General features: G+C 58.2%; 23 protein-coding genes. 14 read left to right on the top strand and 9 right to left on the bottom strand.

The features are described from left to right. Positions 1-171: 171 nt before the first annotated feature. The 9 genes from CZ345_RS13160 to pgsA all read right to left on the bottom strand — a co-directional run bounded on the left by CZ345_RS13160 (position 172) and on the right by pgsA (position 7604). A complete protein-coding gene (locus CZ345_RS13160; RefSeq protein ID WP_077073554.1) occupies positions 172-897 on the bottom strand; it encodes an outer membrane protein assembly factor BamD in 726 nt (241 codons plus the stop codon). Continuing rightward, positions 890-1822 carry an NAD(P)/FAD-dependent oxidoreductase gene (locus tag CZ345_RS13155; protein ID WP_144277360.1) on the bottom strand — a complete coding sequence of 311 codons (933 nt, stop codon included), beginning with the start codon at positions 1820-1822 and terminating at the stop codon, positions 890-892. The genes CZ345_RS13160 and CZ345_RS13155 overlap by 8 nt, the downstream gene beginning before the upstream one ends. Next, positions 1819-2136, bottom strand: coding sequence for a thioredoxin (trxA, locus tag CZ345_RS13150; protein WP_077073552.1), 318 nt, complete (start codon positions 2134-2136; stop codon positions 1819-1821). The genes CZ345_RS13155 and trxA overlap by 4 nt, the downstream gene beginning before the upstream one ends. 130 nt (positions 2137-2266) lie before the next feature. Beyond that, positions 2267-3337 (bottom strand): tRNA (adenosine(37)-N6)-threonylcarbamoyltransferase complex transferase subunit TsaD, encoded by a 1071-nt coding sequence (tsaD, locus tag CZ345_RS13145; protein WP_077074107.1) that lies wholly within the window; start codon positions 3335-3337, stop codon positions 2267-2269. 266 nt (positions 3338-3603) lie between these two features. Beyond that, positions 3604-4611, bottom strand: coding sequence for a class 1 fructose-bisphosphatase (fbp, locus tag CZ345_RS13140; RefSeq protein WP_077073551.1), 1008 nt, complete (start codon positions 4609-4611; stop codon positions 3604-3606). A 166-nt stretch (positions 4612-4777) separates the two neighbouring features. After that, entirely contained in the window at positions 4778-5545 is a 768-nt protein-coding gene (locus CZ345_RS13135; protein ID WP_077073550.1) for a hypothetical protein, read from the bottom strand. An 18-nt stretch (positions 5546-5563) separates the two neighbouring features. Further along, positions 5564-6640 (bottom strand): hypothetical protein, encoded by a 1077-nt coding sequence (locus CZ345_RS13130; RefSeq protein WP_144277359.1) that lies wholly within the window; start codon positions 6638-6640, stop codon positions 5564-5566. Continuing rightward, positions 6633-7001, bottom strand: a complete 369-nt coding sequence (locus tag CZ345_RS13125) for an FtsB family cell division protein (protein ID WP_077073548.1) — start codon at positions 6999-7001, stop codon at positions 6633-6635. The genes CZ345_RS13130 and CZ345_RS13125 overlap by 8 nt, the downstream gene beginning before the upstream one ends. A gap of 12 nt (positions 7002-7013) precedes the next feature. Further along, positions 7014-7604: a CDP-diacylglycerol--glycerol-3-phosphate 3-phosphatidyltransferase gene (gene pgsA, locus CZ345_RS13120; RefSeq protein WP_239446694.1), complete on the bottom strand. Its 591-nt coding sequence runs from the start codon at positions 7602-7604 to the stop codon at positions 7014-7016. 270 nt (positions 7605-7874) lie between these two features. Between pgsA and CZ345_RS13115 the strand changes: the two genes are divergently transcribed. The 14 genes from CZ345_RS13115 (at position 7875) to CZ345_RS13045 (ending at position 26047) form a co-directional block, all read left to right on the top strand. Further along, the gene (locus tag CZ345_RS13115) at positions 7875-9239 is read left to right on the top strand and encodes a M23 family metallopeptidase (RefSeq protein WP_239446693.1); all 1365 of its coding nucleotides are present in this window, start codon (positions 7875-7877) and stop codon (positions 9237-9239) included. A gap of 840 nt (positions 9240-10079) precedes the next feature. Beyond that, positions 10080-11393: a sulfopropanediol 3-dehydrogenase gene (hpsN, locus tag CZ345_RS13105; RefSeq protein WP_077073546.1), complete on the top strand. Its 1314-nt coding sequence runs from the start codon at positions 10080-10082 to the stop codon at positions 11391-11393. Positions 11394-11459: 66 nt separating this feature from the next. Then, positions 11460-12227 carry an SDR family NAD(P)-dependent oxidoreductase gene (locus CZ345_RS13100; protein ID WP_077073545.1) on the top strand — a complete coding sequence of 256 codons (768 nt, stop codon included), beginning with the start codon at positions 11460-11462 and terminating at the stop codon, positions 12225-12227. A gap of 100 nt (positions 12228-12327) precedes the next feature. Beyond that, complete coding sequence (locus CZ345_RS13095) at positions 12328-13329, top strand: alcohol dehydrogenase catalytic domain-containing protein (RefSeq protein ID WP_077073544.1); 1002 nt, start codon at positions 12328-12330, stop codon at positions 13327-13329. A gap of 91 nt (positions 13330-13420) precedes the next feature. Continuing rightward, the gene (locus tag CZ345_RS13090; RefSeq protein ID WP_077073543.1) at positions 13421-14500 is read left to right on the top strand and encodes an ABC transporter substrate-binding protein; all 1080 of its coding nucleotides are present in this window, start codon (positions 13421-13423) and stop codon (positions 14498-14500) included. A gap of 75 nt (positions 14501-14575) precedes the next feature. After that, a complete protein-coding gene (locus CZ345_RS13085) occupies positions 14576-15427 on the top strand; it encodes an ABC transporter permease (protein WP_077073542.1) in 852 nt (283 codons plus the stop codon). After that, positions 15424-16200, top strand: a complete 777-nt coding sequence (locus tag CZ345_RS13080; RefSeq protein WP_077073541.1) for an ABC transporter permease — start codon at positions 15424-15426, stop codon at positions 16198-16200. Before CZ345_RS13085 ends, CZ345_RS13080 begins: the two co-directional genes overlap by 4 nt. A 13-nt stretch (positions 16201-16213) precedes the next feature. Further along, a complete protein-coding gene (locus CZ345_RS13075; protein WP_077073540.1) occupies positions 16214-17008 on the top strand; it encodes an ABC transporter ATP-binding protein in 795 nt (264 codons plus the stop codon). A gap of 105 nt (positions 17009-17113) precedes the next feature. Beyond that, a complete protein-coding gene (locus CZ345_RS13070; protein WP_077073539.1) occupies positions 17114-17887 on the top strand; it encodes an ABC transporter ATP-binding protein in 774 nt (257 codons plus the stop codon). A gap of 82 nt (positions 17888-17969) precedes the next feature. Continuing rightward, the gene (locus CZ345_RS13065; RefSeq protein WP_077073538.1) at positions 17970-18254 is read left to right on the top strand and encodes a UxaA family hydrolase; all 285 of its coding nucleotides are present in this window, start codon (positions 17970-17972) and stop codon (positions 18252-18254) included. 3 nt (positions 18255-18257) lie between these two features. After that, the gene (locus tag CZ345_RS13060) at positions 18258-19427 is read left to right on the top strand and encodes a UxaA family hydrolase (RefSeq protein ID WP_077073537.1); all 1170 of its coding nucleotides are present in this window, start codon (positions 18258-18260) and stop codon (positions 19425-19427) included. Positions 19428-20113: 686 nt separating this feature from the next. Then, positions 20114-21616, top strand: a complete 1503-nt coding sequence (locus CZ345_RS13055) for a sigma 54-interacting transcriptional regulator (protein ID WP_077073536.1) — start codon at positions 20114-20116, stop codon at positions 21614-21616. Then, the gene (locus tag CZ345_RS17750; protein WP_204224301.1) at positions 21613-21759 is read left to right on the top strand and encodes a helix-turn-helix domain-containing protein; all 147 of its coding nucleotides are present in this window, start codon (positions 21613-21615) and stop codon (positions 21757-21759) included. Before CZ345_RS13055 ends, CZ345_RS17750 begins: the two co-directional genes overlap by 4 nt. A gap of 631 nt (positions 21760-22390) precedes the next feature. After that, positions 22391-26047, top strand: a complete 3657-nt coding sequence (locus CZ345_RS13045) for an FAD-binding and (Fe-S)-binding domain-containing protein (protein ID WP_077073535.1) — start codon at positions 22391-22393, stop codon at positions 26045-26047. Positions 26048-26170: the final 123 nt, after the last annotated feature.

The raw sequence follows: 26170 nt of genomic DNA, 5'->3' as shown, positions 1-26170 counted from the left end.
GGCGGGGCGATGTGCCGTGAGAGGGGCGCACGGAACGGAAAACTCCCGCCTGTTCTTTCTGCCGGCGAGGAGGATTTTTGGCAGAGCGCATGTTCCCCGGAACGGCAGGTATGTTTCCGGGCATAAAAAAAGCGTCGGCTTGTGCCGACGCTTTTTTACGGAAGGTTCAGTCTACAGCCAGCGGAACCAGTCCTTCCAGCTGCCCTGCTGATGTTCCCTTATGCTCTGGGCTTCTTCCTGGCGGTATTTCAGGTATGCCGCCTCGCCCTTGGTTTTCGCGTATTCCGCTTCTTCCTTCACGTCGGGGTAGGTACGCACGACATGCTGGTAACGCGTCCACGCGGCCTGGTAGTTTTCCATGCCCCAGAACACGTTGGCAATGAACAGCTCTCGCTGGGCCAGCGTTTTCCGGCATTCGGCAATACGCTCGGCGGCGTTTTTGCCGTATTCCGTGTCGGGGTATTCCTGCTGAAGCCTGGTGAAGTATTCCAAGGCCTCGTTCACCGCCGTGGCGGAGTGGTCGATGGAATTATAGGATTTCTTCAGCGACATGCCGAGCTGATAGAGCACATAGGGGATGGCTTCGTGACGGGGGTGCAGCGTCTCGAAATCCTTGTAGGCTTCCGCCGCAAGGATATAGTCCTCATCGAGATAGTGCGCGTCCGCCAGCGCCAGTTCGGATTCTATGACGTAGGGGCTGAAGGGGAATTCATCCTTGATGCGGGTATAATACACGATGGCCTGGGAATAGTTCTTTTCCCGCATGGCATCGTTGCCGGCCTCAAAGATTTCCTGCACCGTATCGTCGGGCGGCGGCAGGAAGTATTCATCCACTATGCTGCAGCCGCTCAGAAAGAGCGTGCAGACAAGCGCCCCCATGACAAACAGTTTACGCATTCCAGTGCTCCAGATAGGACGAAGCCGCGGTGGCCGCGGTGGCTCCGTCGCCCACGGCGCTGCTGACCTGGCGGCAGCGCTTGGAACGTATGTCGCCCGCGGCGAAAATGCCGGGGAGGTTCGTGCACATTTCGGCGTCCGTCTTCACGAAGCCTGCGGCATCGCGGTCAACCCCGGCGGGGAGATAACCGCTGATGGGCTCCATGCCCACATAGATGAAGATGCCCTCGGCGGCGATGGTGCGCGTTTCCCCGCTGTCCACGCGGCGGACGACCACGGAGTCCATGCCGGCGCTGCCGCCGCGGATTTCCTCCACGACGCAGCCGGTCACAAGCTCGATGTTGGCGGCTTCGCGAATCTTGTTCTGGTAGACCATGGCCCCGCGGAAGGCGTCGCGGCGGTGCACGATGTACACCTTGTTCACGATGCGGGAAAGGTACAGGGCTTCTTCCAGGGCGGAGTTTCCGCCGCCCACCACGACCACGTCGCGGCCGCGGTAGAAGTTGCCGTCGCACACGGCGCAGTAGGAAACGCCCCGGCCGAGGAAGCTGTCTTCCCCGGGAGCGCCCAGCGTGCGGTGATGCGCGCCCGTGCAGGCGACCACGGTTTTCGCTTCCAGCTCCCTGCCTTCGGCAAGAGAGATGCGGAAGGTTTTGCCTTCCTGTTCCTCTACGGCAAGCACCTTGCCGCGCACGCGCTCCACGGGGTAGCCGTTAAGATGCGCGTCGAAGAGGTCGGCCAGTTCCCAGCCCTTGATGCTCTTGGGAAAGCCGGGATAGTTTTCTATTTCTGCCGTGCTCAGTATCTGCCCGCCCGTGGCGGAGTTCTCCACCAGCGCCACGCTGAGGCCGGAACGGATCAGATACAGGGCCGCGGTGATCCCGGCCGGCCCCGCGCCGATGACAGCGGCATCGTACAGCATCAGAAAGCCTTTTCAAGCATGGACACAAGGTGGGACTTGGCCACGGCGCCCGTCACCTGATCGACCACTTCGCCGTCCTTGAAGACGATGAGGGTGGGAATGGCGCGAATACCGAACAGGCTGGGAATACGGGTGTTTTCGTCCACGTTGACCTTGCACACGAGAGCCTTGCCTTCGTATTCGGCGGCAAGTTCCTCCACGATGGGGCCGATGCCGCGGCAGGGGCCGCACCAGGGAGCCCAGAAGTCGACGAGAACGGGAATGGAGGACTTGATGACGACGCTTTCAAAATTGGCATCAGTGACTGCGGTGGACATGTTGTTCACTCCTTCATGAAAATGGCTTACAGGAGCGCGGGAACAGTTCCCGGCGCACCCTTGTCTTATCACGGAAAAAAATGATGCGGAATGATTGTAGGTGCAGGGTACTTTGCTGTCAAGGCAGGCATTAACAGCTTTTCCAGTCCTGCGGAATGACCTGCCCCCGGGGTATGGCCGAAAGGGAAAGATCGTGAACGCGTCCCGCCGCGGCCATGTGCCAGCCCGCCTTCGCTATCATGACGGCGTTGTCGCCGCAGAGGGAGAGGCGGGGAATGATGAGGGGGATGCCGCGCTTCTGCGCGAGGCGGGAAAATTCCTCGCGTACCACGCTGTTGGCGGCCACGCCCCCGGCCACCACGATGCTCCCGGGGGAAAAGCGTTCCATGGCGCGGCCCGCCTTGATGGTGAGCGTTTCGGCTATGGCCAGAAGGTAGGATGCCGCCGCATCGCACAGCTTTTGCGAGGCGAGGTGCAGGCGTTCCTTTGCCGGAGTGTCTCCGGCGGGGAAGTGCGCTTCGGGGTGCTGGGAAAGCCAGAGCGCTCCCGCCGTCTTGAGTCCGCTGAAGCTGAAGTCGAGGTTGTCGTTGTGGGTGTAGGGGCGGGGGAAAAGATGCGGATCGGCCTTGCCGCGTCTGCCCAGCGCGTCGAGCAGCGCGCCGCCGGGATAGGGGAGCCCCGCGGCCTTGGCGAACTTGTCGCAGGCTTCGCCCGCCGCGTCGTCCATGGTCTTGCCGAGAACCGTCATGTCCACGGGGCCGTCCATGCGGTAAAGGTGCGTGTGGCCGCCGGAGATGAGAACGCCGAGGGCGGGCCAGGCGATGTCGTTTTCCAGTTCCGCCGCCAGCAGGTGGCCCTGAAGGTGATCGACGCCGATGAGCGGAATGTCGTGTGCCATGGCCAGCCCCTTGGCGAAGGCCACGCCTACGAGCAGGCTTCCCATGAGGCCGGGCCCCCGCGTGACGGCGATGTAATCCACCTTCTTCCACGGATCGGGGCCGAGGTCGGCCTTTTCCAGAAGGCTGTCGAGAAGAGGCCCGATGAGACGGGCGTGTTCCCGGGAGGCGAGTTCCGGCACCACGCCGCCGAAAAGGGCGTGTATGTCGGCCTGACTGGAAATGACGGAGGCGCGGATGCCGGTGTCGTCCACCAGCGCAAGCGCGGTTTCGTCACAAGAACTTTCGATACCCAGAACCAGCATGATGAACCTGAACATGTCGCGGCTTTCGCCGCCGGTGAAGCGTTGCGGAAATCCGGCGGGGCAAGGTCCGGCCCGTGTCGGGAAATTCGGAGTCTTCCTTCGCCGTGGCGCTCGGCGGCCCGGAACACGGGCCGTCTTGCAAAAAAGCGTTTCGTCCTCGGGCGTGGCGGGGGCATGAGGCCGTTTCCGCCTTCTGAGAGAACCAGCCGCGCGTCGGAAAACCGGCGCGCGGCTGCATGGGGGTTATGATTTACGTTCTGAAGACATCAGATCTTGCCGCATTCTCTGTACACGTCGAGCACCTGATCCACGTCGTCGGCGGAACCGATGATGAGCGGAGTGCGTTCATGGATGGTGGCGGGCACCTTTTCCAGAATGCGCATCTTGCCGTCCACGGCCTTGCCTCCGGCCTGTTCGGCCAGGAACGCCATGGGCGCGGCTTCGTACATGAGGCGCAGCTTGCCGTTGGGGTGCTTGGAATCGTCGGTGTAGAAGAACACGCCGCCCTTGAGCAGGGTACGGTGGAAGTCGGCCACCAGGGAACCCACATAGCGGGTGGAACGGGGAGGCATACCCGTAGGCCGGGAGAAGGAATGCACGGCCTTCTGCGTGGCTTCGTCCCAGTAATTGTAGTAACCGTGGTTGGCGGAATAGTACTTGCCCACGCGCGGAATCTGGATGTTGGGATGGGTCAGCAGGAATTCACCGATGGAGGAGTCCAGCGTGAAGCCGTTGACGCCGTGGCCGGTGGAGTAGACCAGCATGGTGGAGGAGCCGTAGAGGAAGTAACCGGCGGCCACCTGTTCCAGGCCGGGACGCAGAAGCGCTTCGGTGTTGAGTTCCCAGTAGTTCTGGGTATCGGAGCGGCGGTAGATGGAGAAGATGGTACCGATGCTCACGCCCACGTCGATGTTGGAGGAGCCGTCCAGCGGATCGAAGAAGATGACGTAATGACCGTGGGGTTCGTTTTCGGGAACGAAGAAGGGTTCGGCCATTTCCTCGGAGCCTACGGCGCACACCGCACCGGAACTCTGCATTCTGTAAACCAGGGTGTTGTTGGCGAAGGTATCGAGCTTCTGCACCTGTTCACCCTGCACATTGACGGCGCCGGTCGCACCCAGAATGTCGACCAGACCGGCCTGGTTGACGTTTCTGGAAATGATTTTTGCCGAAAGAATAAGGTCGTGCATCAGCGAGGTGAACTGCCCCGTTGCCTGAGGCGACCATCTGCGTTGCGATGCGATAAGGTGTTCAATTGCAGTGACTTCAGACATATCCAGGCTCCTTGGTGTCGGCTCCGGTCTGTCGCATGTGGATATATGCTCTGCGGAAGGATCGGAGCAGCTGTTATTTGACGGTATCTATACCATAAACAAGGATGAATGTGCAATAAGGATCAATATACGATTCACAGTTCCTGCAACGCGGAAAGCGGCTTTTCTAACGCAGCGGGGAGGCGAAAACCAGAGGCTTTCCGCCGACATAGCGGGATATCCACATGATGGAGCCGTTTTCATTGGTCAGAATGCCGTCGGAATGTTCCTTGAGATATTCTTCCCAGTTGATGGAAGCCATGGGAGTCGCGGCATAGTCCATGTCTCCGCTCCAGATGAGCACGTCCGCGGAACGGACGATGATGTCGCCCGGCGAGGAGGCGAAGGGCAGCAGCGCGCGGAAGTCGAAGGTGGCCACAAGCAGCACCTGAAGCTGATCTTCCTGCAGGAAGGGCCGCGCGATGAGGATTTCCGGCCCGAGGGGCGTATCCTGCACGCTGGAGCGAAGGTCGCGGGGCAGGGCCTTGGGCGCAAGTTCGAGAAGCGGCGTGTAGTCGAGCTGCTTGAGCGGCACGGAGGGGATGGAGGCGCCGAGCGTGCCGTCCGGGGCCACCATGGCAAGCCCGGAAAGCCACGGGAAGCGGCGCAGGAAGCTTGCGGCGGCCTCGCCGTCGGGCGGGGAGGCCAGAGCATCCAGCGCCTTTTCCAGCCTGGTCAGCTCTTCGTCGATGGGCATGATGCTCTGCACCATGGAACGCTGCGGGGCCTCCAGAACGGTGCGCTCTTCCGTATTCAGCGTGGAGGGGCGGTTGATATGCGTATGATAGAAGGTCTTCGTCTCCTTATAGGCGCTGTTGACCTGCGCGCAGCCGGAAAGGGCAAGGGCCGAGGCTGCGAGAAGACAGAGAACGACGGGGAGTATGCGACTGCGCATGGTATCTCCTGCCGCGCATCAGGCGCGGGATTTGTTTTCCAGCCTGACGGCCAGCGTTTCCAGCATGTCCAGAATGCCGGAGGAGGCGGGTTCGGCGGCGACGGGGTTTTCCGTGCTCTGCCGGAGGCTGTCGAGTTTCGCATTCAGTTCCGCGCGCTCCTCGGGGGAGGCGCTGCTCTCCAGAAGTTCGCGGTAAATATCGGCCGCTTCCACCATGGCGCCCTGTTCTTCCAGAATGCGCGCCATGGAGCGGGTGCACAGGGAGCTTTTGCCTTCCAGAGAGGAACGGGGCACGGCATGGGCCGCGGGATCGCCCAGCCCGTCCTTCCGCGCTTCTTCCGCCGGAGGCTCGGGGAAGAAAAGCTCCTGAATCGCAGGGGAAAGCGCCGGAGCGGGCGCGGCTGTTCCGTCGCTTTCCTCGTCGAAGACATCGTCGTCATCGGGCACGGAATCGAGGCTGTACCAGGGCGTGTCCTCGCTCATGACGAAGCAGGGCGCGGCAGGCGCAGGGGGCACGGGCGCGTTTTCTTCCGTTACGTGCGGCGCGGGGGCGGCATCTGCGGGAAGGGGCGGCGTTTCTTCCTTTTCCCGTGCGGGCAGGGCGTTTTCTTCCGCGTGCTCCTTCGGGGCGTCTTGTGCGGAAACGTCCATGCCGAGGGCCGAGAGGCCCGCACGGAACACGTCGGCCATGCTCGGGCCGCCTTCCTTGAAGGTGGCGCCGAAAAAGAGCAGCAGGGATGCCTGATCGGGCCTTACGCCGGGGCTGCGGCTCCAGACCTTCCAGAGGGAAGGGCACTGCGAAAGAGCCTCGATGAGGGGCGCGGCCTCAAGGGCAGCCGCGTTTTCCTCCCCGGAGGCATGGAGCAGATCGATGAAGAAAAGCCGCGCTTCGAGAAATTCCGGGTGCCTGGCGAGTCCTGCGCGCAGTATGTCCAGCGCTTCGGTACGGCGGCCGTGTTCCACGAGCAGGCGGGCATAGGGAAGAAAGATACGGGAAGCGGGGTCGAGCGAGAGCACTTCCTGATACCAGAGCGCCTTTTCGGGACGGGAATTTTCCGGCAGGGGCGGATTCATGGATGAGGAGCCTTCAGTCATTCTTGCTGTCCGTTCCGGCTTCAAGCCATGCGGAATTCTCCCTGCTTTTGTCGAAGAGGTAAAGAATTTCGTTCTTTCTCACATAGTTGAGGCGCTGACGGATCACCTTTTCCACATAGGCGGGGTCGGTTTTCAGCAGGCGTATCTCACGGGAGAGGGCGGCGCGCTTTTCATCGAGGGCGGCAAGCTCTTCGGAAAGCTCGTTCTGCTTTTCCTTGAGCACGCGCCAGGTGTAGAGACTGTGGGAACCCCATACGATGCGGCTTGCAAGCGCCACGTTGAGCATGACGGCGAGCACGAGCAGGGAGAGCTTCCACCAGAAGGCCTTGTTGGAGGTACGTCGATTCGTGGACACGGGCATACCGTAAGAAGGTTAGCGGTTTTCCGTCAGGTGATCGCGCCACTGGCGGTAGAACAGGTAGAAGTAGTTGCAGCCGGAGAAGATGGTGAGCACCAGCGCGATGTAGAGGATGACGGTGCCTATGAGATGCACGGGCAGCCCCAGGAAGGGGAAGTGTATGAGCAGCGGCACCATGGCGATGATCTGGAACACCGTCTTCCACTTGCCGTACCAGTCGGCGGCAATGACCACGCCCTTGTCGGCGGCCACGGCGCGCAGGCCCGTGACGGCGAGCTCGCGCATGATGATGATGATGACGATCCATGCGGGCACCCAGCCGAGCCCCACCATCTCGATGAGAATGGAGCAGATGAGGAGCTTGTCGGCCAGCGGATCGAGGAATTTGCCGAAGTTCGTCACCTGCTTTTCACGGCGGGCGATGTAGCCGTCGAGAAAGTCGGTGACGGCCGCCGCCACGAAGAGGAACATGGCTATCCAGCAGGTGTAGACGTTGGGGAAGTGGATGAGCAGAAGGATGGGCAGAACCGCCCCGATGCGCATCATGGTGATGCGGTTGGCCCAGCCCATTTTTCTGAAGATCTGCATGATGTCGGAAAGAAACATATCTCAACTCCCGCTCAAGAACGTATCATGGGTAGGGCTTATCACAAACTGTGCCTGCGCGGCAAGGAGGAAGGCGGGGGCGGGAAGGGGAAAAAGCGTGTCGGGGGAAGATAATAGCGCGGGAAAAAAGCTCTTGCGCCAAGGGTGCGGAAAGAAAAATCTCTTTCCCAGCTTCTTGACTTGTTCGCCCACTATGCGGAAAATACCTTCTGCCGTGTCAGCTGGTGGCCCGGCCAGACCTTGGGCCTTGCGCCCGGAAAGGAATCAGCCTTGTTCAAAAGACAATCCATATACCGCTCGTCGTCCCGGCGCTCGTCCTCCGGGCTGTCCGTCGTTGCCATGCTCGTGATTCTGGCTCTTGCCGGGGCCGGTGCGTATTTTCTTCTGCGCGACATGAGCGGCCCCTCCGTGACCATCTCGCCCGAGCTCAAGGGCAGGGTGGGGCTTGCCCAGAACATGGAGCTCGACATGTCCGACAAGTCGGGCGTGCAGTCCGTCACGGTCACGGTGAAGCGGGGCGAGCAGTCCATGACGGTGCTGCAGCAGACCTTCGGCACGCTGGAGACGCAGCGCAGGGTTTCCTTCAATCTTAAGGAAACGCGCCTGCCCGAAGGAGCCTTCGAACTCGAAATCAAAGCCGTGGACGGTTCCTATGCCGGTTTCGGCAGGGGCAACGCCACCACGCTGAACCTGCCCCTCGTGCTCGATTCCCAGCCTCCGCGTATTGCCGTGAGAACCGGGCCTCCCGCCGTGTACCGGGGCGGCAGCGGTCTTATCGTGTACACCGTGTCGGAAGACGTGGATCAGACGGGCGTTCGCGTGGGCGAGCTCTTCTTCCCCGGCTACAAGCAGCAGAACGGGGCCTATGCGTGCCTCTTCCCCTTCCCCATTTCCATAAGCACCGGGAACTTCCTGCCGGAGATCATGGCGCGCGACCTTGCGGGCAACGTGACCTCCAGCCGTCTTCTCGTGCGTGCCCTGAACCGCAACTACCGTTCCGACACGCTGAACATTCCCGAACCCTTCCTTAATTTCAAGGCTTCCGAGCTTGCGCAGCTCTGCCCGGAAATGAGCACCCCCCTGGAGCAGTACCTCTGTTCCAACAACAAGGTGCGCCTGAGCAACGACGCCACCCTCATTGAAGTAGGCTCGAACCCGGCGAACAACTCTCCGCATTTTCTGTGGAAGGGTACCTTCCGCCGCCTGCCCCGTTCTGCGGTGAAGGCCAATTTCGGTGATTTCCGTACCTATGTGGACGGCAACCGGCAGAAGATCGACGAACAGACGCACATGGGGCTCGACCTTGCCTCCGTGGCCCACGCCGAGGTTCCCGCCGCGCAGGCGGGCCGCGTGGTCTGGGTGGACTATCTCGGCATACACGGCAACATGATTCTCGTGGAACACGGCATGGGCCTCATGACGCAGTATTCCCACCTCAGTGAATACGGCGTGAAGGTGGGCGATGTGGTGGAGGCCGGGCAGATCATAGGCCGCACGGGAACGAGCGGTCTTGCCGGCGGCGATCACCTGCACTTCGGCGTGCTGGTGGGCGGCGTGCCCGTCCAGCCTCTGGAATGGCTGGATCCGACCTGGGTGAAGAACAACATCACCTCGCGTCTGAACATTTCCCTGTAGGAAATATCCCCGCCTCAGGGCGGAAACATGGGCAGGGCCCTGCGGAATACCGGTTCCGCAGGGCCTTTTCTTGTTAACTTCCGGACTCCGCATGCAGGGGAAGGCGCGGGCAAGGCGCCCGGCCGTGAGCGTCTCACGCCGTTCTGCGGGCAGAAAACGCGGGTGCGGAGCGGCCCGCGCACGGGCTTTTCCGGCAGCAAGGCATGGAAGAAGAGGGCCTGTACGCAGCATGCAGACGTGGAGCGGCGCAGAAGAGCATGATCTTCGGCTTATGTGCGCGGCGCGGCGATGTACCATGCATCGACTGCGGAGTGTATGGCGCTGAAACAGCGGCCCGGGGCATGGAAAGAGATGCCTGCACCGGCGCAGTTGCTGAGAAGCGTGTCCCGGAAGGAAATCCGTACTGTTGCGCGACATCCCTGCCGGTATTTTCATCATGAATGTCCAGAAGGAAAAGAGGGAAGATGCAATACTTTGTGTTTATTGTCACAATGTCTTGCGTGCGCTGGGGAATGACGAATATTCCCGTGCAGGAATGATAGCTGTCGCAGAAGTTGCGAATAGAGGCGGTTCTGTCGCCTTATGAGGAGCTTTTCTGCATTTTTTCCTGCGGAGTTCTTTCTGCGGGAGCGGAGCCCGGCATTGTGTGCTCGTATATGAACACTTTTGCCCGTATATGGGCGAAAATGGGAAACGGTTTGCGGAATTAAGCACAAATAACTATTTGATATTATTATCATACATATTTTGGCACGGTATTTGCTTTAAAAGGAAATATCTTCACAAGCGTCGTAGGGCATAATCAATTACCGTTCTTTTTAGCAGTAAAGGAGTGAGATTATGGCTGTAGAGTACTTGAAAAAGGCCAGCAGGACCCCGGAAAGCAATACTTCAGCGGCCCAGCAGGTAGTTACCGAAATGCTGGCCGAGATACAGAAGCGCGGAGAAGACGCGGTTCGCGATTACGCGTTGAAGCTGGACAAGTGGTCGGGCGATATCATCATGTCTGAAGCTGATATCGAAAAGTCGATCAAGGAAGTTCCTGACTCCATTAAAAAGGACATCGAATTCGGCGCAAAGCAGGTATATGACTTTGCCCTCGCTCAGCGCGAATCCATCAAGGATATCACTGTCGAACTGTATCCCGGCGTGACGGCCGGTCAGAAAGTACTGCCTGTGAATGTGGTGGGCTGCTATGCCCCCGCGGGCCGCTATGCGCATATCGCTTCCGCCTACATGGGCGTGGCGACGGCAAAGGCGGCGGGTGTGAAGACCATCATCGCCTGTTCTTCTCCTTTCCGCGGCGGCGGCATGCATCCTTATCTTCTTTATGCCTTCAAGGTCGCCGGTGCCGACATCATCATGACTCTGGGCGGGGTGCAGGCCATCGCCTCCATGGCCTACGGTCTGTTCACGGGCAAGGAAGCCGATGTCGTCGTCGGCCCCGGCAACAAGTTTGTGGCGGAAGCCAAGCGTACGCTGTTCGGCAAGGTGGGCATAGACGTCTTTGCCGGCCCGTCTGAAGTGGCCGTGATTGCTGATGAAACCGCCGATCCTGAACTCGTCGCCTATGACCTCGTGGGTCAGGCCGAACACGGTGTGGAATCTCCCGCATGGCTCATCACCACCAGCCGCGAACTGGCCGAGAAGGTCATCAAGCGCGTGCCCGAACTCATCGACGCCCTTCCGCCTCTGGCCAAGGAAGCTGCGGGCAACGGATGGCGTGATTATGGCGAAGTCATTCTCTGCTCCACCCGCGAGGAAGTCGTTGCCAAGTCCGATGAATATGCTCCCGAACACCTCGAAGTGCACGCGGCCGATCATCCGTGGTGGCTCGATCATCTCACCTGCTACGGCTCGCTGTTCATGGGCGAGGAAACCACCGTGGCCTTCGGCGACAAGTGCAGCGGCCCCAACCATGTGCTTCCCACCAAGCGCGCGGCCAAGTACTCCGGCGGCCTGTCTGTTCACAAGTTCCTGAAGACCCTCACCTGGCAGGAAATGACCCGCGACGCGGCCGTGCATATCGGCGGCGTGTCGGCCCGTATTTCCCGCCTGGAAGGCATGGAAGCCCATGCCCGCACATGCGACGTGCGTCTTGCCAAGTATGCTCCCGGTCAGAAGTTCGATCTTGGTGAACCGGTGAAGGTGTAACTCCGTTTCCGACGGTGCGCTGCTTCCGCCAAGCGGCAGGAGCGCACCGTCGCTGGAGGAAAAGATATGAATATTGCAGGGCTGTTTGACCTTACCGGCAGAACCGCGCTGGTCACCGGCGGAAATTCCGGCATCGGAGAGGCCATGGCGCGGGCTCTCGGGCTGGCAGGTGCGAAACTTGTCCTTGTGGCCCGTCGTGAGGCCGCTCTCCGTGAAGCTGCCGACAGGTTCCGTGCCGAGGGCGTGCATGCGGATATCCTGCCTGCCGACCTTTCTTCTCCCGAAAACGCCCTCGCGTGCGGCAGAAAGGCTCTGGAGGCCTTCGGCCCCATGGACATTCTGGTCAATGCCGCAGGCGTCAATCTGCGTCAGCCTTTCATGGAAATCACGCCGGAAACCTGGAGCCGACAGATCATGCTGCATCTGACGGTGCCGTTTTTCCTCACGCAGGCGCTGGCCCCCGTCATGGCGGAAAGAAAATGGGGCCGCATCATCAACATTGCTTCGCTTCAGTCCTTCCGCGCCTTTGCCAACAGCGCGCCCTACGGTGCGGGCAAGGGCGGCGTCGTGCAGCTCACCCGTGCCATTGCGCAGGAATGGTCGTCGAAGGGCATTACCTGCAACGCCGTGGGCCCGGGCTTCTTCCCCACCGGACTGACCAGACCCGTGTTTTCCGATCCGGAACTTGCGGCGCGCAACGCGGCGCAGACCTGCATAGGACGAAACGGCGTTCTGGAGGATCTGTACGGCTGCACAGTGTTCCTGGCCAGCGAGGCATCCTCGTACATCACCGGACAGACCATCATGGTCGATGGAGGTTTCACCGCACGCTGACGTCTTGCAACCGGTTCGGGAGTCTGTGAGAGCGGGGCGCCGTCCCGTCTCACAGGCAAAGGCATGCCGTAATCCTCAGAGTATCTGGAAGGAGTGTTTCATGAAAGCTCTTGTCTATACAGCTCCGGATGAAATCCAGCTTCAGGATTATCCGGATCCGCAGCCTGCTCCGGGGGAGGTCATCATCCGTCTCAGGGCTTCGGGCATATGCGGTTCGGACATGCACGCCTACCACGGCCATGATCCGCGTCGCAAGCCGGGCCTTGTCATGGGACATGAGATCGCCGGTGAAATATGTCACAGCGAATCACCGCTTTTCACGGAAGGACAGAAGGTCACCGCCGACCCGCTCATCACCTGCGGGCACTGCTTCTACTGCCGCACCGGACACGACAATCTGTGTGTGAACCGCGGCATGGTGGGCATGACCAGACCCGGCGCCTATGCCGAATACATGTCCATTCCCGCATCATCCATCATTGTACTGCCTGAGCGGATGTCCTTCGTCACGGGGGCTCTGGCCGAACCGGCCGCCACTGTGGTGCATGCGCTTAACATTTCCATGCCCAGAATGCTCCGGCCCGTGCAGGAGCAGAAGGTGCTCGTCATCGGCGGGGGCGCCATAGGCATGCTCATGGCTCTGCTTCTTGCATCCTACGGGGTGCGTCACGTTCATCTTGCCGAGTCCAATCCCCTGCGGCGGGCCGCCGTCGCTGAACACACCGGTGTCAAGGTCATCGATCCGGCGGCCCAGCCCCCTGCGGAAAGCGCCTATCAGTATGTGGTGGACGCCGTGGGCCGCGAGCAGACACGGAACATGGCCATACATGCGCTCTGTCCCGGCGGTGTTCTGATGCATATCGGCCTGCAGGACTGGGGAACGAAAGTGGACATGCGCAAGATCACGCTTTCGGAGATGGTGGTGCTCGGAACCTATACCTACACGTTTGCGGATCTTCAGGCCACGGTCGCCGCGCTGGATGAAGGCATTTTCGGAGATCTCTCCTGGGTGGAGAGTCGTCCGCTCGATGAAGGCCCTCAGGCCTTCCGCGAACTGGCTGCGGGGCGGATTTCCGCTGCAAAGATCGTGCTGCTTCCGTGAGGCGGCATGTGCGGGGCATGAGGCATTGTCCCGCACGGTTTACAGACTCGGTCAATCATATGTCAAAGGACCATAGCCAAAGGAGTCAAGGATGAAGAAACGTTTGTTTGCCTGTCTGACTGCCGTCTGCATCGGCGGCGCGCTGCTGCTCTCGTCTTTTGCCACTGCCGAAGCCAAACCCGTTGTACGCACGAGCGCGCAGCCCTGCCTGCACGGTATGGAACTCTGGTACGCCGAGCAGGCCGGCTGGCTGAAGGATGCTCCCTTCTCCAGCGAATTTCTGTTCTTCCCCTCCGGCGGCGGACAGACCGAGGCTCTGGCGGCTGCACAGTGGGACTGCGGCGCCATGGGTACCGTGCCCACGATGATGGCCAGCATGCGCTACGGCTACAAGCTCATCGGCATCTCCAATGTCGAATCCGAAACCAACGACCTGTGGGTTCGTCCTGATTCCCCGCTGCTGAAGACCAAGGGCGCCAACCCTCAGTATCCCAACATCTACGGCACCGCTGACGACTGGAAGGGCAAGAAGATTCTCGGCCCCACGGTGACGACGGCTCACTATGCGCTTTCCGCCACGCTCCAGGCTCTGGGCCTGTCGGACAAGGATGTGAACATCGTTCACATGGAACTCGGCCAGGCCATGACTGCGTTCAACGCCGGTGAAGGCGACATCATCATGCTGTGGGCTCCCCAGAGTTACATGGCCGAAGCCAGAGGCTGGAAGAAGGTGTCTTCCGGTACGGCCGCCAACGCCGTCATTGCCGGTGGCATCGGCGTGCGCAAGGAATTTGCGGAAGAACATCCCGACCTCGTGGTGGAATGGCTCGACGTCTATATGCGCGGTGTTGAGATGATGCGCGACAATCCTGCCGGAAGCGTTGATCCTCTGCTGTCCTACTTCAATGACTACTGCGGCCTCGAACTGAGCCGCGATATGGTGGAGAAGGAATTCAAGTATCGTGATCTGTTCAATGTGAGCGAACAGATCGCCGCACTGGAAGACCCGAACAAGCTGCCCACCTGGCTGCGCGGGGTGGCTGACTTCATGCTTGAACAGGGACGTATCAGCCAGAAGGAATACGATGCCTACGTCAATGCGAACTTCAACATCGATTCCTCGTTCATGAAGAAGCTGGCGGAAAAGCGAGCAGCCGCCGCGGCAAAGTAAGAGGTCGAAAAAGCTGCCGGGGCAGCGCACGCTGCCCCGACGTCCCCGTTACCGACAAGGTAAGGAGTCTTTTTTATGCAGGAATCTTCAGACCGCAGTAAAAATGCCCCTACCCAAGCGCTGAATCTGGAAATTGAAAAGGCTAACTATTTTATCTCGGCCGCGAGAGAAAACTGGATTTCCGTCGTTAGCTTCGTGATGTTCATTCTCGCTTGGGAACTGATCTGCCGTTTTGAAATCATCGGTCCCTATCAGCTTGTTCCCCCTTCCCAGGTCGTTGCGCTTTTCATCGACAAGTTCTCCAATCCCAATCCTGACGGTGCGCTTCTGTATCAGCATGCCGCCGCCAGTCTGAGTCTTGCCCTTGTCGGCTTTGTCGTCGCCGTCATCATAGGTGTGCCGCTCGGGCTGTTCATGGGGTGGTATCCCGGGGTGAACATGGCCGTACGCCCCCTGTTTGACGCCATACGTCCCATCCCTCCCATTGCCTGGATTCCCATCGCCATCCTGTGGCTGGGCATCGGCACCACGGCCAAGGCCTTCATTATCTTCCTTGCGGCTTTCGTCCCCTGTGTCATCAACGCGTATACGGGGATCCGTCTTACGAATCCCGTGCTTATCCGCGTGGCGAAAATATACGGAGCCTCCAACTGGGAAACATTCATAAAAATAGGCATTCCGTCGGCCGTTCCCATGATTTTCACGGGTATGAAGCTTTCCCTTAATGCGGCGTGGACGACGCTGGTGGCGGCGGAGCTGCTGGCGGCCTCCATGGGTCTTGGCTACATGATTCAGCTCGGACGAAGACTGGCCCGACCCGACATCATCATCGTGGGTATGCTCACCATTGGTTTCCTCGGCGCGCTCATGTCCTGGATACTGACCAGAATCGAAGCCCGCTTCGCTTCCTCCAGGAGGCTCACATGACTCTTTCCAAGCGCAAAATGGCCGTTGTCGCGCCTGTGGCGTCCATCTGCATCTTTATTCTTCTGTGGGAACTTGTCTCCCTCAATGTGAGCGCGGAATTTCTTCCCTCTCCCCTGGCGGTGGTCAAGGAAGCCGTGCGTCTGTTCCATGCCAACATCAGCGGAACGAGCCTCATCGGCCATATCGGCTGGAGCCTGAGCCGCGTGCTCATCGCCTTCTTCCTGGCCATCATTCTGGGGCTTCCCCTCGGTCTGTACATGGGCTGGAGCCGCATCTTTGAAAAGATCATTTCCCCCATCTTTGAAGTGCTGCGTCCCATTCCGCCCATCGCGTGGATTCCCATCGCCATCCTCTGGCTGGGTGTGGCCGAAGGTTCCAAGATCTTCATCTGCTTTGTGGGCGCCTTCGTCATCATGATCCTCAACGCCTATACCGGCATGCGCTATGTTGATCCGCTGCTGATCGACGCCGCCAAGTCCTTCGGCGCCTCGCGTTCCCAGCAGTTCTTCAATGTTGCCGTTCCCGCATGCATGCCTTCCATTTTCGCCGGTGTGCAGAATGCGCTTTCCATGGCGTGGATGTGCGTGCTGGCTGCGGAAATGGTCGGGGCGCGTCAGGGCGTGGGCTTCATCATCATTCAGGGCATGGACCTGAACAAGCCCGCCATGATTCTCGTGGGAATGGCAATCATCGGCATCGTCGGCTCTCTGCTTGCCGCGGCCTTGCGCTGGGTGGAAAGGCTGCTCTGCCCCTGGCGCAGAGAACTGGTGTAGGAGGATGCAGCGTATGGCAAATGAAAATCAGACCCACGACGGCAGACAGGCCCGGGTAAAGATCGAATGCGACAACATCTCCAAGGCCTTTCATGTTCCCGGGCAGAATCAGCTGCTGCATGTGCTGGATAGGGTTTCCCTGAAGGTGTACGAGAATGAGTTTCTGGTCATTCTCGGCCCCGGCCAGAGCGGCAAGACCGTACTGCTCAACTGCATAGCCGGCCTCATTGAACCGAACGCCGGGGAAACCCGCATCGACGGCAAGCCCATCACCGGCCCCGGCCCGGATCGCGGCATGGTGTTCCAGCGCTACGCCCTGTTCCCCTGGAAGACTGTGGAACACAACGTGGCCTTCGGGCTGGCCGTGCGCGGCGTTCCGCTCAAGGAACGCCTGAGCAAGGCCCACTACTACATCAAGATGGTGGGGCTGGAAGGCTTTGAAAAGGCGTACCCCGCACAGCTTTCCGGCGGCATGAAGCAGCGCGTGAGCATCGCGCGCGCCTATGCCAACGACCCTGATATCCTGCTCATGGACGAGCCCTTCGGCGCTCTGGACGCGCAGACCCGTTACGCCATGGAACAGGAACTCAGAGCCATCTGGGAAAAGGAACGCCGCACGGTTCTGTTTGTGACCAACAACATCGAGGAAGCCATTTATCTTGGCGACCGCGTAGTCGTCATGTCGGCTTTGCCCGGCAGAGTGAAAACGGAGTATCCCATAGATATTCCCGCACCGCGCAACTATACGGATCCGGCCTTCCTTGCTCTGCGTAAAAAGGTGTCTGACGATACTGAGCTGGTTCTGTAAAAGTTCAGCCTTACGCTCCGGTGCAGGGAAACGCTCCCTGTAGATGGCGTTTTTTCAAGACCGTTTTTCTTATCATTACCAGCTCACCAGATTCAGGAGCCCGTCATGCACGTCGGTAACATAAAAGAATACTCAGAATCCAGGGAAGTCAAGGTATCGGTAAAGAACCTTACCAAATGCTATGGCGATCTGCTGGTGCTCAACGACATCAATTTCAACATCTACAAGGGAGAGATGCTGTGCATTGTCGGCCCTACCGGCTGCGGTAAGACGACGTTTCTCAACTGCCTTTCCCGCTTCATCCCCATCACGGAAGGTTCCATTCTCGTGGACGGCGTGCCCGCCGACCCCAGAACGCATAACATTGCCTTCGTCTTCCAGGAAGTTTCGGCCATTCCCTGGCTGACCGTCGAGGACAACATCCGTTTCGGGCTCCGCATCAAGCGTCTCCCGGAAGATGAAATCGAAAAGCGAGTGGAACGGATGCTGGATATCGTGGGCCTTCGGAAATACAGAACGTATTATCCGCAGCAGCTTTCGGCCAGTATGGAACAGCGAGTGGTCATTGCCCGTAATTTCGCCATCAATCCTGACCTTCTTCTCATGGACGAACCGTATGGTCAGCTTGATGTCAAGTTGCGCTACTATCTTGAAGATGAGCTTATGCGAATCTGGAAAGAGCTTGGAAGCACGGTAGCGTTCATTACTCATAATATCGAGGAGGCTGTGTACCTGGCAGAACGTATTCTTATTCTTTCTCCAAAGCCCTGTACCATAAGAGAAGAAGTCATTGTGGATCTGCCGAGGCCGCGGCGTTATGACGACCCCGAATTCGTCAAGATTCGTGATTATGTGACGGAACGTATCAAATGGTGGTAAAATTTATTTTATATTTTATGTCTCATCAGATATAAAATATAAAATAAACTGAATAACAGTAATATCGAAAAGGAGGCACACGATGTCCGTACAGTTTTTGGTCCATCAGGATGGCGACAGTGTTGGCGTCATCACGGTAGAGGGGGTCAAGGCCGGTCAGGAACTGGAAGGCTGGGTCATGAAGGAAGACTACCTTATCAAATTCGTCGTACTCGACGACATTCCCATCGGACATAAGGTGGCCCTCAAAGACCTGAACGTGGGTGATACTGTTATCAAATATGGCGTGGATATCGGCAAGGTCGTCGCTCCCATCAAGAAGGGCGAACATCTGCATGTCCACAACGTCAAGACCAAAAGGTGGTAAATCATGGATCTCAAGAATACGAAAGTTATGGCGTATCGCCGTGAAAACGGCCGAGTCGGTGTCCGCAGCCATGTCATCATCCTGCCCCTCGATGATCTTTCCAATGCCGCCTGTCTGGCGGTGGAAGCTGCGGTCAAGGGAACCATGGCACTGCCTCATCATTACGGACGTCTCCAGTTCGGCGCCGACCTTGAACTGCATTTCCGCACCCTCATAGGTCTTGGCTGCAACCCCAACGTTGCCGGCGTCATCGTCATCGGTATCGAACCTGAATGGACCAAGGTCATTACCGACGGCATCGCCAAGACGGGCAAGCCGGTGTATGGTTTCGCCATCGAACAGCATGGCGACCACAACACCATCTGCGAAGCCTCCCGCAAGGCCCGGGAACTGGTGCAGTACGCCACGGAACAGCAGAGAGTGGAATGCTCCATCGATGAACTGTGGGTTTCCTGCAAGTGCGGCGAATCCGACACCACCTCCGGCATCGCGGCCAACCCCACCGTGGGCAACGCCTTCGACAAGCTGTATGAAAACGGCAACACGCTGTTCTTCGGTGAAACCTCCGAAATCACCGGCGGTGAACACCTCGTCGCCCAGCGCTGCCGCACTCCCGAGATCGCCAAGCAGTTCATGGACATGTGGACGGAATACAATGATTTCATCATTGCCAACAAGACCAACGACCTGTCCGATTCCCAGCCCACCAAGGGCAATATCCTCGGCGGCCTGACCACCATCGAGGAAAAGGCTCTGGGCAATATCCAGAAGATCGGCAAGAAGTGCATGGTTGACGGCTGCCTTGATTATGCCGAGGCTCCGACGCATCCCGGTCTGTGGTTCATGAACTCCTCTTCCGCCGCCGCCGAAATGGTCACGCTGGTCGCCGCCGCCGGTGCCGTCGTTCACTTCTTCCCCACGGGGCAGGGCAACGTCATCGGCAACCCCATCGTGCCCGTGATCAAGATTTCCGCCAACCCGCGTACTGTGCGCACCATGAGTGAACACATCGACGTGAACGTGAATCCGATCATGAGAAGGGAAATGAACCTCGACCAGGCCGGCGATCTGCTGCTGGAAATGATGGTGCGTACCGCCAACGGTCGCTTCACCTGCGCGGAAGCCCTCGGCCATCGTGAACTTGTCATGACCAAGCTGTATCGCAGCGCATAGCGCTTCTTTTGGTATTCTTCACTTTTTCAGATGAGGAGCGGCGGAACTTTCCTTGCGGAAAGTTCCGCCGTCGGATTTTTTATGCCTTCATGTTTATGATACATAAGAGAGCATGCCTCGGCATGTCGTATTAATATTGATTTATTCCTGTAAATGAAATTTTATTTTTTAATCTGTATAGTTCAGTAACTTTCCTGTTGTATGGTTCAATATTGAAATAAAGCATCAATTACTGTAATTGAATTAATTTTTATAAAATTATTTATGTGTGTTTATAATATTATTCCAAATTGATATTGTTTAATATGGATCTTTGGTATTAAAAATGAATGAAGTGAAATCGGATATATGTGATTTTTAGCTAATTTTGCAACGGTTTTATGAATATTATTGCTTTCAGTGGAAATTTTAATTATAAGAGGCCATACAATGTTGTTTAGACTGTTTATCCTTACAAAATAAGGTGGAAAATTTCTGTTCCTGAATCGACGTTGCCTTTCCTCAGATATGAAGAAAGGCTTCTTCCGTGTATGGGGAAGTGTGAAATTTCATAACAGTCCCATAGAATTGTTGTATTTGTTATAATATATTTGTTTCGTCAATTTTTCTAAAAGCATTTTCCTATTAGTTTCTCGTTTTTAAGTTTGATTCAATAGATAATAGTGAATTATAAAGAATTCAATATTATGTATTGGGGGTCTATTTTTATGCAGACTAAAAACTTTCACCAGAAATCAGAGTATGTCATAAAAAATTTACTTCATAGTTTAACTACAAGCGTTTCTCGTACAAACTTTTGCAAAACGCTTTATAATGAGTTGTTGTCGGTTTTTGAATTTGATAGAATGGCTATCAATTTGTATGATTCCGAATGCAGAATGCTTTCCTATTTTACCTCCGTTGAGGGGGTGGTCATCAAGTCGCTGTCGACCATACGTCCTGCAGATCCTATGCAGACCGTTGCGGGAAAGGTGATCGAGGAACGCAAGCCTGTGGTCATTACCGATCTGCCGGGAGCGTTTCCCGATATCATTCAGCACCCTCTGGTGGAAGCCGGGCTGACGACGACCATGGCCTTTCCGCTGATGCTCAATGACAGGATCTTTGCGACGCTGCACTGTTCGTTCTTCAAGCAACCTGTTGATCTTTATGCTATTACCAATTTTTTAACGGAAATTTCCCCCGCCATATCCATCTGCCTGGGAGTGATTCTTTCCCCCCAGTTTTCTTCCACGCCGTTCGTGCTTCAGGAACATGGAGAGCCGCCAGCAAAGGTTTCCTGTTCCGAAAGTGACCTGAAGAGCAATGACCTGAAAGGCAATTTTTTATATTATAACTCCTCCATGCAAACTTTCAGGAAACAGGTTGTATCCATATCAAAATTTGATATTCCCGTGCTGATCATCGGTGAGAGCGGAACCGGCAAATCCATGCTCGCCCGGGAAATTCATTTGAGAAGTCCGCGACATAACAACGCATTTATCAAAGTGAACTGTCCTTCGCTCTCGTCCACGCTGTTTGAGAGCGAGCTTTTCGGACATTGCAAGGGGGCTTTTACCGGGGCAGAGGAAAAACGCATAGGGCGCCTGGAAATGGCCCAGAAGGGCACGCTGTTTCTGGACGAGATAGGCGATCTGAGCAAGGACATGCAGAGCAAGCTGCTGCAGGTTCTGGAGGAATCGACCTTTGAACGTGTGGGGGAGAGCGTCTCACAGAAGGTCGACGTGCGCTTCATTGCGGCGACCAACATTGATATTGACAGTGCCATCAGGGAAGGGTCCTTCCGTACGGACTTGTTCTACCGGCTTTCGGGCTATGTGCTGAAGATTCCGCCGCTTCGGGACAGAAAGGATGATATTCCGTATCTCATGGATAAACTGGTGTCGCAGTTGTCGGAAAAGTATGTCATTCCTTCAGTCCCCATGAACATACTGGTCTCCAGGGAGATGATGAGGGTCTTCAAGGGGTGGGACTGGCCCGGCAATATACGGGAACTGCGCAATGTTCTGCTTCATATCATGGTGATATACAATGAAGCGAAGCGGATCAGCGTCAGGGAGGTCGACGAGCTCATCCGAAGCGGCGTCACCGGCAGCGAACGGTCCTCGCCGCCCTCTTCCGACACGAAGATGAACAGCCGCCTGCAGACGCTGGCGGAAATGGAGCGGGACATATTCTGCAGGCATTGAAGAAAAGCGGCGGAAAGCTGGGAGGAGAGTACGGAGCTGCTTCCCTGCTGGGCATTAATCGTTCGACACTGCAGCACCGCATGAAGAAGCTGGGAATCTGCACCACGGAAAAGCAGATGGACGAGCCCCCTTCCCTGATGTGATGCGTCCCGAGACGGCTGTGTCGCTTTCTGTTCCTCCGGCGTTTGGGAAAGCACGGGAGAGGAAGGCGGAGAAAGGGGCTTCTGCACGGAGAAACTTCGTGCGGCGGATGTGGGCTTTTCAGTTTCCGGGGCGGCGTGAGTCTGCCGCACCGGGGCTTTCTGCCTGCGAAAAAGGCGCGCTTGGGAAAAGCGCGCCTTTTTTTCATGCCGTCATGCTGTCCTTCCGGGGAATTCGCGGTTCTCCGGCACATGTCGTGCAGCATGGGCCGCGCTTTCTAACCCCGCGCAGAAAGCCGGGAGCGCTCATACCCGGGGGAAGGCTTCCGAAGAAGAGGCAGGAGGTCATGTTATCCTCATGATTTCCCGTAGTTGCCATGATGTCGGCAGGGGAAGACACGCCGGCGGGGCCTTTGCCGGTCTCTTGCCAATTTTTGACGGACAGGCTATGAAGGAACGCTCCGGGGAGTTTTTGTTCCTTCCTTTTTTTCTGTGGCACCACCTTCTGCATCGCGCAGAGGTCGGGGCGGCGCGGAAAAGGCGCATTTGCAGCGTAGTATATAATAATATATTGATATTACTATCTATCGGAATATAGTTAAAGAATCGAAATTTTGTTTTCAAGGAGAGAGCCATGCCCCATAAAGGGCCCCACATTTCCATATCGGCAGAATATGTGGTCAACCGCATACTCCGCATCAATCTGGATGAGTTCGAGCGCTGGCCCCAGAGCGTCCGGCAGCTTGCCATTGATATAGCGGAAGAGCTTTTCCTCGTCGCCTACAACCCCTTCATTTCCGCAGGCGACGTGAAGAAGAGCGTCAACGAGCATTATCAGGCGGAATCTCCCTCCCTCGCCCATCAGTACGCCACGGCCATAAGCGAAGGCATCACCATGTTCTGGAGCGCCCACGAGGCGGAGCTGGAATTCTGCCGGGAGCTCACGGGACGGCTTTCCTCCATCATGCCCGACGACTGCATCCTGCGCCGCCGGGGCGCGCTGGTGGCCGCCGCCACCGACGCCACGGACCTGCGCATGGAACTGCCTCTTCTGGTGGTGGAACCCGATACGCCGGAACAGATCAGCGCGCTGGTGCGTCTTGCCAACGAAATGAAGTTCGCCATCATTCCCCGCGGCGGGGCTTCCGGCCTTACCGGCGGCACCGTGCCCACGCGCAAGCGTACCGTGGTGGTGAGCACCACGCGCCTTACGGCAAAATCGGTGAACAGGGCCGCTCGCACCATGACGTGTCAGGCAGGCGTGGTCACGCAGGACGCCATCGACTTCGCCTCTTCCAAGGGGCTGCTCTTCACCGTGGACCCGGCTTCCAAAACGGCCTCCACCATCGGCGGCAACGTGTCGGAAAACTCCGGCGGGCCCTTCTGCTTCGAATACGGCACCACCATCGACAATCTTCTTTCCTGGAGCATGGTCACGCCCACGGGCGAGATCATCCGCATTGAAAGGGTGAATCACCCGGGCCACAAGATTCTGCCCGAGGAAACCGTGGTTTTCGAGGTGAAGGATCTTTCCGGCGGCATGCGCAACGTGGTGCGCCTCAAGGGCAACGAGGTACGGCACGACGGCCTCGGAAAGGACGTGACCAACAAGCTGCTGGACGGATTGCCCGGCATGCAGAAGGAAGGCATAGACGGCATCATCACCGAAGCCACGTTCCTGCTGCATCCCAAGCCTTCCGTTTCCCGCGTGATGGTGCTGGAATTCTACGGCACGTCCATGGTTCCTGCGGCGGAGCTGGTACGCAAGATCGTGAATTTGCGCGACAGAATACGCGAGCAGGGCGGCGACGTGCGCGTTTCCGCCCTTGAGGAGTTCAACTCCAAGTATGTGCAGGCCATCAATTATCAGCGCAAGTCCGACAGGCACGAGGGAAGCCCCATTTCCGTCATCATCGTGCAGGTGGACGGCAACGACGCCTATGTGCTCGACGATACCGTGCAGGCCATACACGCCCTTGCCGAAGGCGACCCGCATGTTTTTGCCGCCATTGCGAAGGACGACAAGCAGGCCGCCGAGTTCTGGGAGGACAGACACCGCCTTTCCGCCATTGCCAGGCGTACCTCCGGCTTCAAGATGAACGAGGACGTGGTGCTCCCCATGAGGAGCATCCCGGAATTCGCCCGTTATCTGGAAGCGCTGAACGTGGTGGCCGCGGCGGATGCCTACCGTTTCGCCCTTCAGGAACTTTCCCGCCTTCAGGGCTTCCCGCTGGAAGACCCGGCCTTCAATGAGGAGTTCTCCTTCGCTTCGCACGTTGCGGCGAGCGACGAATCCAATATCGACCCCGATCTGGTGGATGAAGAGGTGGCCGCCCGTGCCGAAACGTGGCTTCTTGCCCAGAAGGAACGTTTCCCCCGTCTTGCCTCCCGCGTGGACGGCATCATCGCATACATGAAGAGCAGCCGCATCGTGGTGGCGAGCCACATGCACGCGGGCGACGGCAACTGTCATGTGAACATTCCGGTGAACTCCAACGATCCGCGCATGATGGAACATGCCGAGGATGTGGCCATGCAGGTCATGGCCAAAACGCAGGAACTGGACGGCGCGGTTTCCGGCGAACACGGCATAGGCATCACCAAGATCGCGTTTCTGGATGCAAAGCAGATGGAGAGCCTGCGCGAGTTCAAGATGCGCGTGGACCCGCGCGATCTGCTGAACCCGGGCAAACTCGTCACGCGCAAGCTTCCCGTGAGGCCCTTCACCTTCTCCTTCAACAGACTCATTGCGGATATCCGGGAATCGGGCCTGCCGGACAAGGAGTGCCTCATCCGCCTGCTTTCCCAGGTGCAGACCTGCACTCGCTGCGGCAAGTGCAAGCAGGTATGCCCCATGGTGTACCCCGAGCGTTCCTTCCAGTACAATCCGCGCAACAAGAACCTCATTCTCGGCGCGCTTACCGAGGCCATCTATTATTCCCAGGTGACGAGCGGCAAGCCTTCGCAGGAACTTCTGGGCGAGCTGCGCCATCTGGTGGAGCACTGCACCGGCTGCGGCCGCTGTACCTCCGTCTGCCCGGTGAAGATTGAATCGCCGGAAGTGGCCCTGAGCTCCCTTGCCTATGTAAAGCGCGAGGGCATGGGCGGGCATCCCGTCAAGTCGCAGGTGCTGAACATACTCGCGTCCGATCCCGAGAAGCGCCTTCCCGCCTTCGCCAAGATGGCGGCGCTCGGCCAGAACGTGATGAACCAGTTCATTCCGCTGGTGCCCCGCGTCTGGCGCAGACGCATGAGCAGCCCGCTCTTTTCCGCGCGCGGCCCGGCGCTGGGGATGGTGAGCATCTACGAAAGCCTGCATCTCGACAGAAACGCCCCGGCGCATCTCTTCCTTCCCGTGAGCGGCGACATTTCCGCCCAGGGGGTGCTGGAAGGCCGCGTGCCCGCGGTGCTGTATTTCCCCGGCTGCGGCGGCAGCCTGTTCTACCGCCGCATTGCGCTGGCCTCCATCGCGCTCATGATGCACGCGGGCGTGCCCGTGGTGCTGCCCGGCCGTCATCTCTGCTGCGGTTACCCCCTGCTTGCCGCCGGCGGGGCCGACAAGTATGAGGAGAATCTGCAGCACAACCGGCAGGTCATCGCGGCCACGCTTCAGGCCGCATACGAGGCGGGCTTCGACGTGAACATGCTTGTCACCGCCTGCGGTTCCTGCCGTGATTCGCTCATGCGGCACGGCATCACGGGCACGGACGGCAACGTGCTGCCCCACAACGATATCGTGCAGCTGCTGGTGGACCGCCTGCCCCACGGCGTGGAAGTGAGCGACGAGCACATCATCTACCATTCCTCCTGCCATCCGGCATGGTCGGGCGTGAAGGCCACCAAGGACGGCGGCAAGGTGGCGCGGGCGCTTGAACGCATCACCGGCGCATCCATCCTCATCAATCCCGGCTGCTGCGGCGAATCCGGCGCGGGGGCCTACACCTGCCCGGACATCTACAATGTTCTGCGCGAACGCAAGCGTGACCGGCTGCAGAGCGCTCTTGCGGGCTACAAGGCCGATGCGCCCATTCTGGTGGGCTGTCCCTCCTGCAAGATAGGCATTGCCCGTACGCTCATGACCATGGATATGAGTCATCCCGCGCGCGGCAAGAACAAGGCTGCGGGGGATACTCCCGTCATCGATACGCACCGCCCGGTACTGCACAATGCCGAGTGGCTGGCGGAAACCCTGCTCGGCAAAAACTGGCTTGCGCTCTTCAAGGCGCAGGCTTCGCGCACGGAAGGGCATCCCGGCGTGCGCGTGGTGTGCATGGAAGAGAAAAAGCGCTAGTCTGCCGCAATCATGCATGAAAAAGGCGGAACCGACAAAAGTCGGTTCCGCCTTTTGTCGTCCGGGGGAGTCTTCTTCGCGCCGTCTGGGCAAAGGGCGGAAAGGGCCGTCCTTTGCCGCGCG

Source organism: Mailhella massiliensis, assembly GCF_900155525.1.
In the GTDB taxonomy this organism is placed as follows: Bacteria; Desulfobacterota; Desulfovibrionia; order Desulfovibrionales; family Desulfovibrionaceae; genus Mailhella; species Mailhella massiliensis.
This window is presented reverse-complemented; position numbering and strand designations above follow the sequence as displayed.

Coding starts and splice junctions, on each gene's coding strand:
- CZ345_RS13055 (WP_077073536.1), top strand. CDS start 20,114: ATGTATTGGGGGTCTATTTTTATGCAGACTAAAAACTTTCACCAGAAA.
- CZ345_RS13095 (WP_077073544.1), top strand. CDS start 12,328: ATGAAAGCTCTTGTCTATACAGCTCCGGATGAAATCCAGCTTCAGGAT.
- CZ345_RS13080 (WP_077073541.1), top strand. CDS start 15,424: ATGACTCTTTCCAAGCGCAAAATGGCCGTTGTCGCGCCTGTGGCGTCC.
- CZ345_RS13130 (WP_144277359.1), bottom strand. CDS start 6,640: ATGACTGAAGGCTCCTCATCCATGAATCCGCCCCTGCCGGAAAATTCC.
- pgsA (WP_239446694.1), bottom strand. CDS start 7,604: ATGTTTCTTTCCGACATCATGCAGATCTTCAGAAAAATGGGCTGGGCC.
- CZ345_RS13065 (WP_077073538.1), top strand. CDS start 17,970: ATGTCCGTACAGTTTTTGGTCCATCAGGATGGCGACAGTGTTGGCGTC.
- CZ345_RS13135 (WP_077073550.1), bottom strand. CDS start 5,545: ATGCGCAGTCGCATACTCCCCGTCGTTCTCTGTCTTCTCGCAGCCTCG.
- trxA (WP_077073552.1), bottom strand. CDS start 2,136: ATGTCCACCGCAGTCACTGATGCCAATTTTGAAAGCGTCGTCATCAAG.
- CZ345_RS13160 (WP_077073554.1), bottom strand. CDS start 897: ATGCGTAAACTGTTTGTCATGGGGGCGCTTGTCTGCACGCTCTTTCTG.
- tsaD (WP_077074107.1), bottom strand. CDS start 3,337: ATGCTGGTTCTGGGTATCGAAAGTTCTTGTGACGAAACCGCGCTTGCG.
- CZ345_RS13125 (WP_077073548.1), bottom strand. CDS start 7,001: ATGCCCGTGTCCACGAATCGACGTACCTCCAACAAGGCCTTCTGGTGG.
- CZ345_RS13060 (WP_077073537.1), top strand. CDS start 18,258: ATGGATCTCAAGAATACGAAAGTTATGGCGTATCGCCGTGAAAACGGC.
- hpsN (WP_077073546.1), top strand. CDS start 10,080: ATGGCTGTAGAGTACTTGAAAAAGGCCAGCAGGACCCCGGAAAGCAAT.
- CZ345_RS13100 (WP_077073545.1), top strand. CDS start 11,460: ATGAATATTGCAGGGCTGTTTGACCTTACCGGCAGAACCGCGCTGGTC.
- CZ345_RS13075 (WP_077073540.1), top strand. CDS start 16,214: ATGGCAAATGAAAATCAGACCCACGACGGCAGACAGGCCCGGGTAAAG.
- CZ345_RS13090 (WP_077073543.1), top strand. CDS start 13,421: ATGAAGAAACGTTTGTTTGCCTGTCTGACTGCCGTCTGCATCGGCGGC.
- fbp (WP_077073551.1), bottom strand. CDS start 4,611: ATGTCTGAAGTCACTGCAATTGAACACCTTATCGCATCGCAACGCAGA.
- CZ345_RS13045 (WP_077073535.1), top strand. CDS start 22,391: ATGCCCCATAAAGGGCCCCACATTTCCATATCGGCAGAATATGTGGTC.
- CZ345_RS13085 (WP_077073542.1), top strand. CDS start 14,576: ATGCAGGAATCTTCAGACCGCAGTAAAAATGCCCCTACCCAAGCGCTG.
- CZ345_RS13070 (WP_077073539.1), top strand. CDS start 17,114: ATGCACGTCGGTAACATAAAAGAATACTCAGAATCCAGGGAAGTCAAG.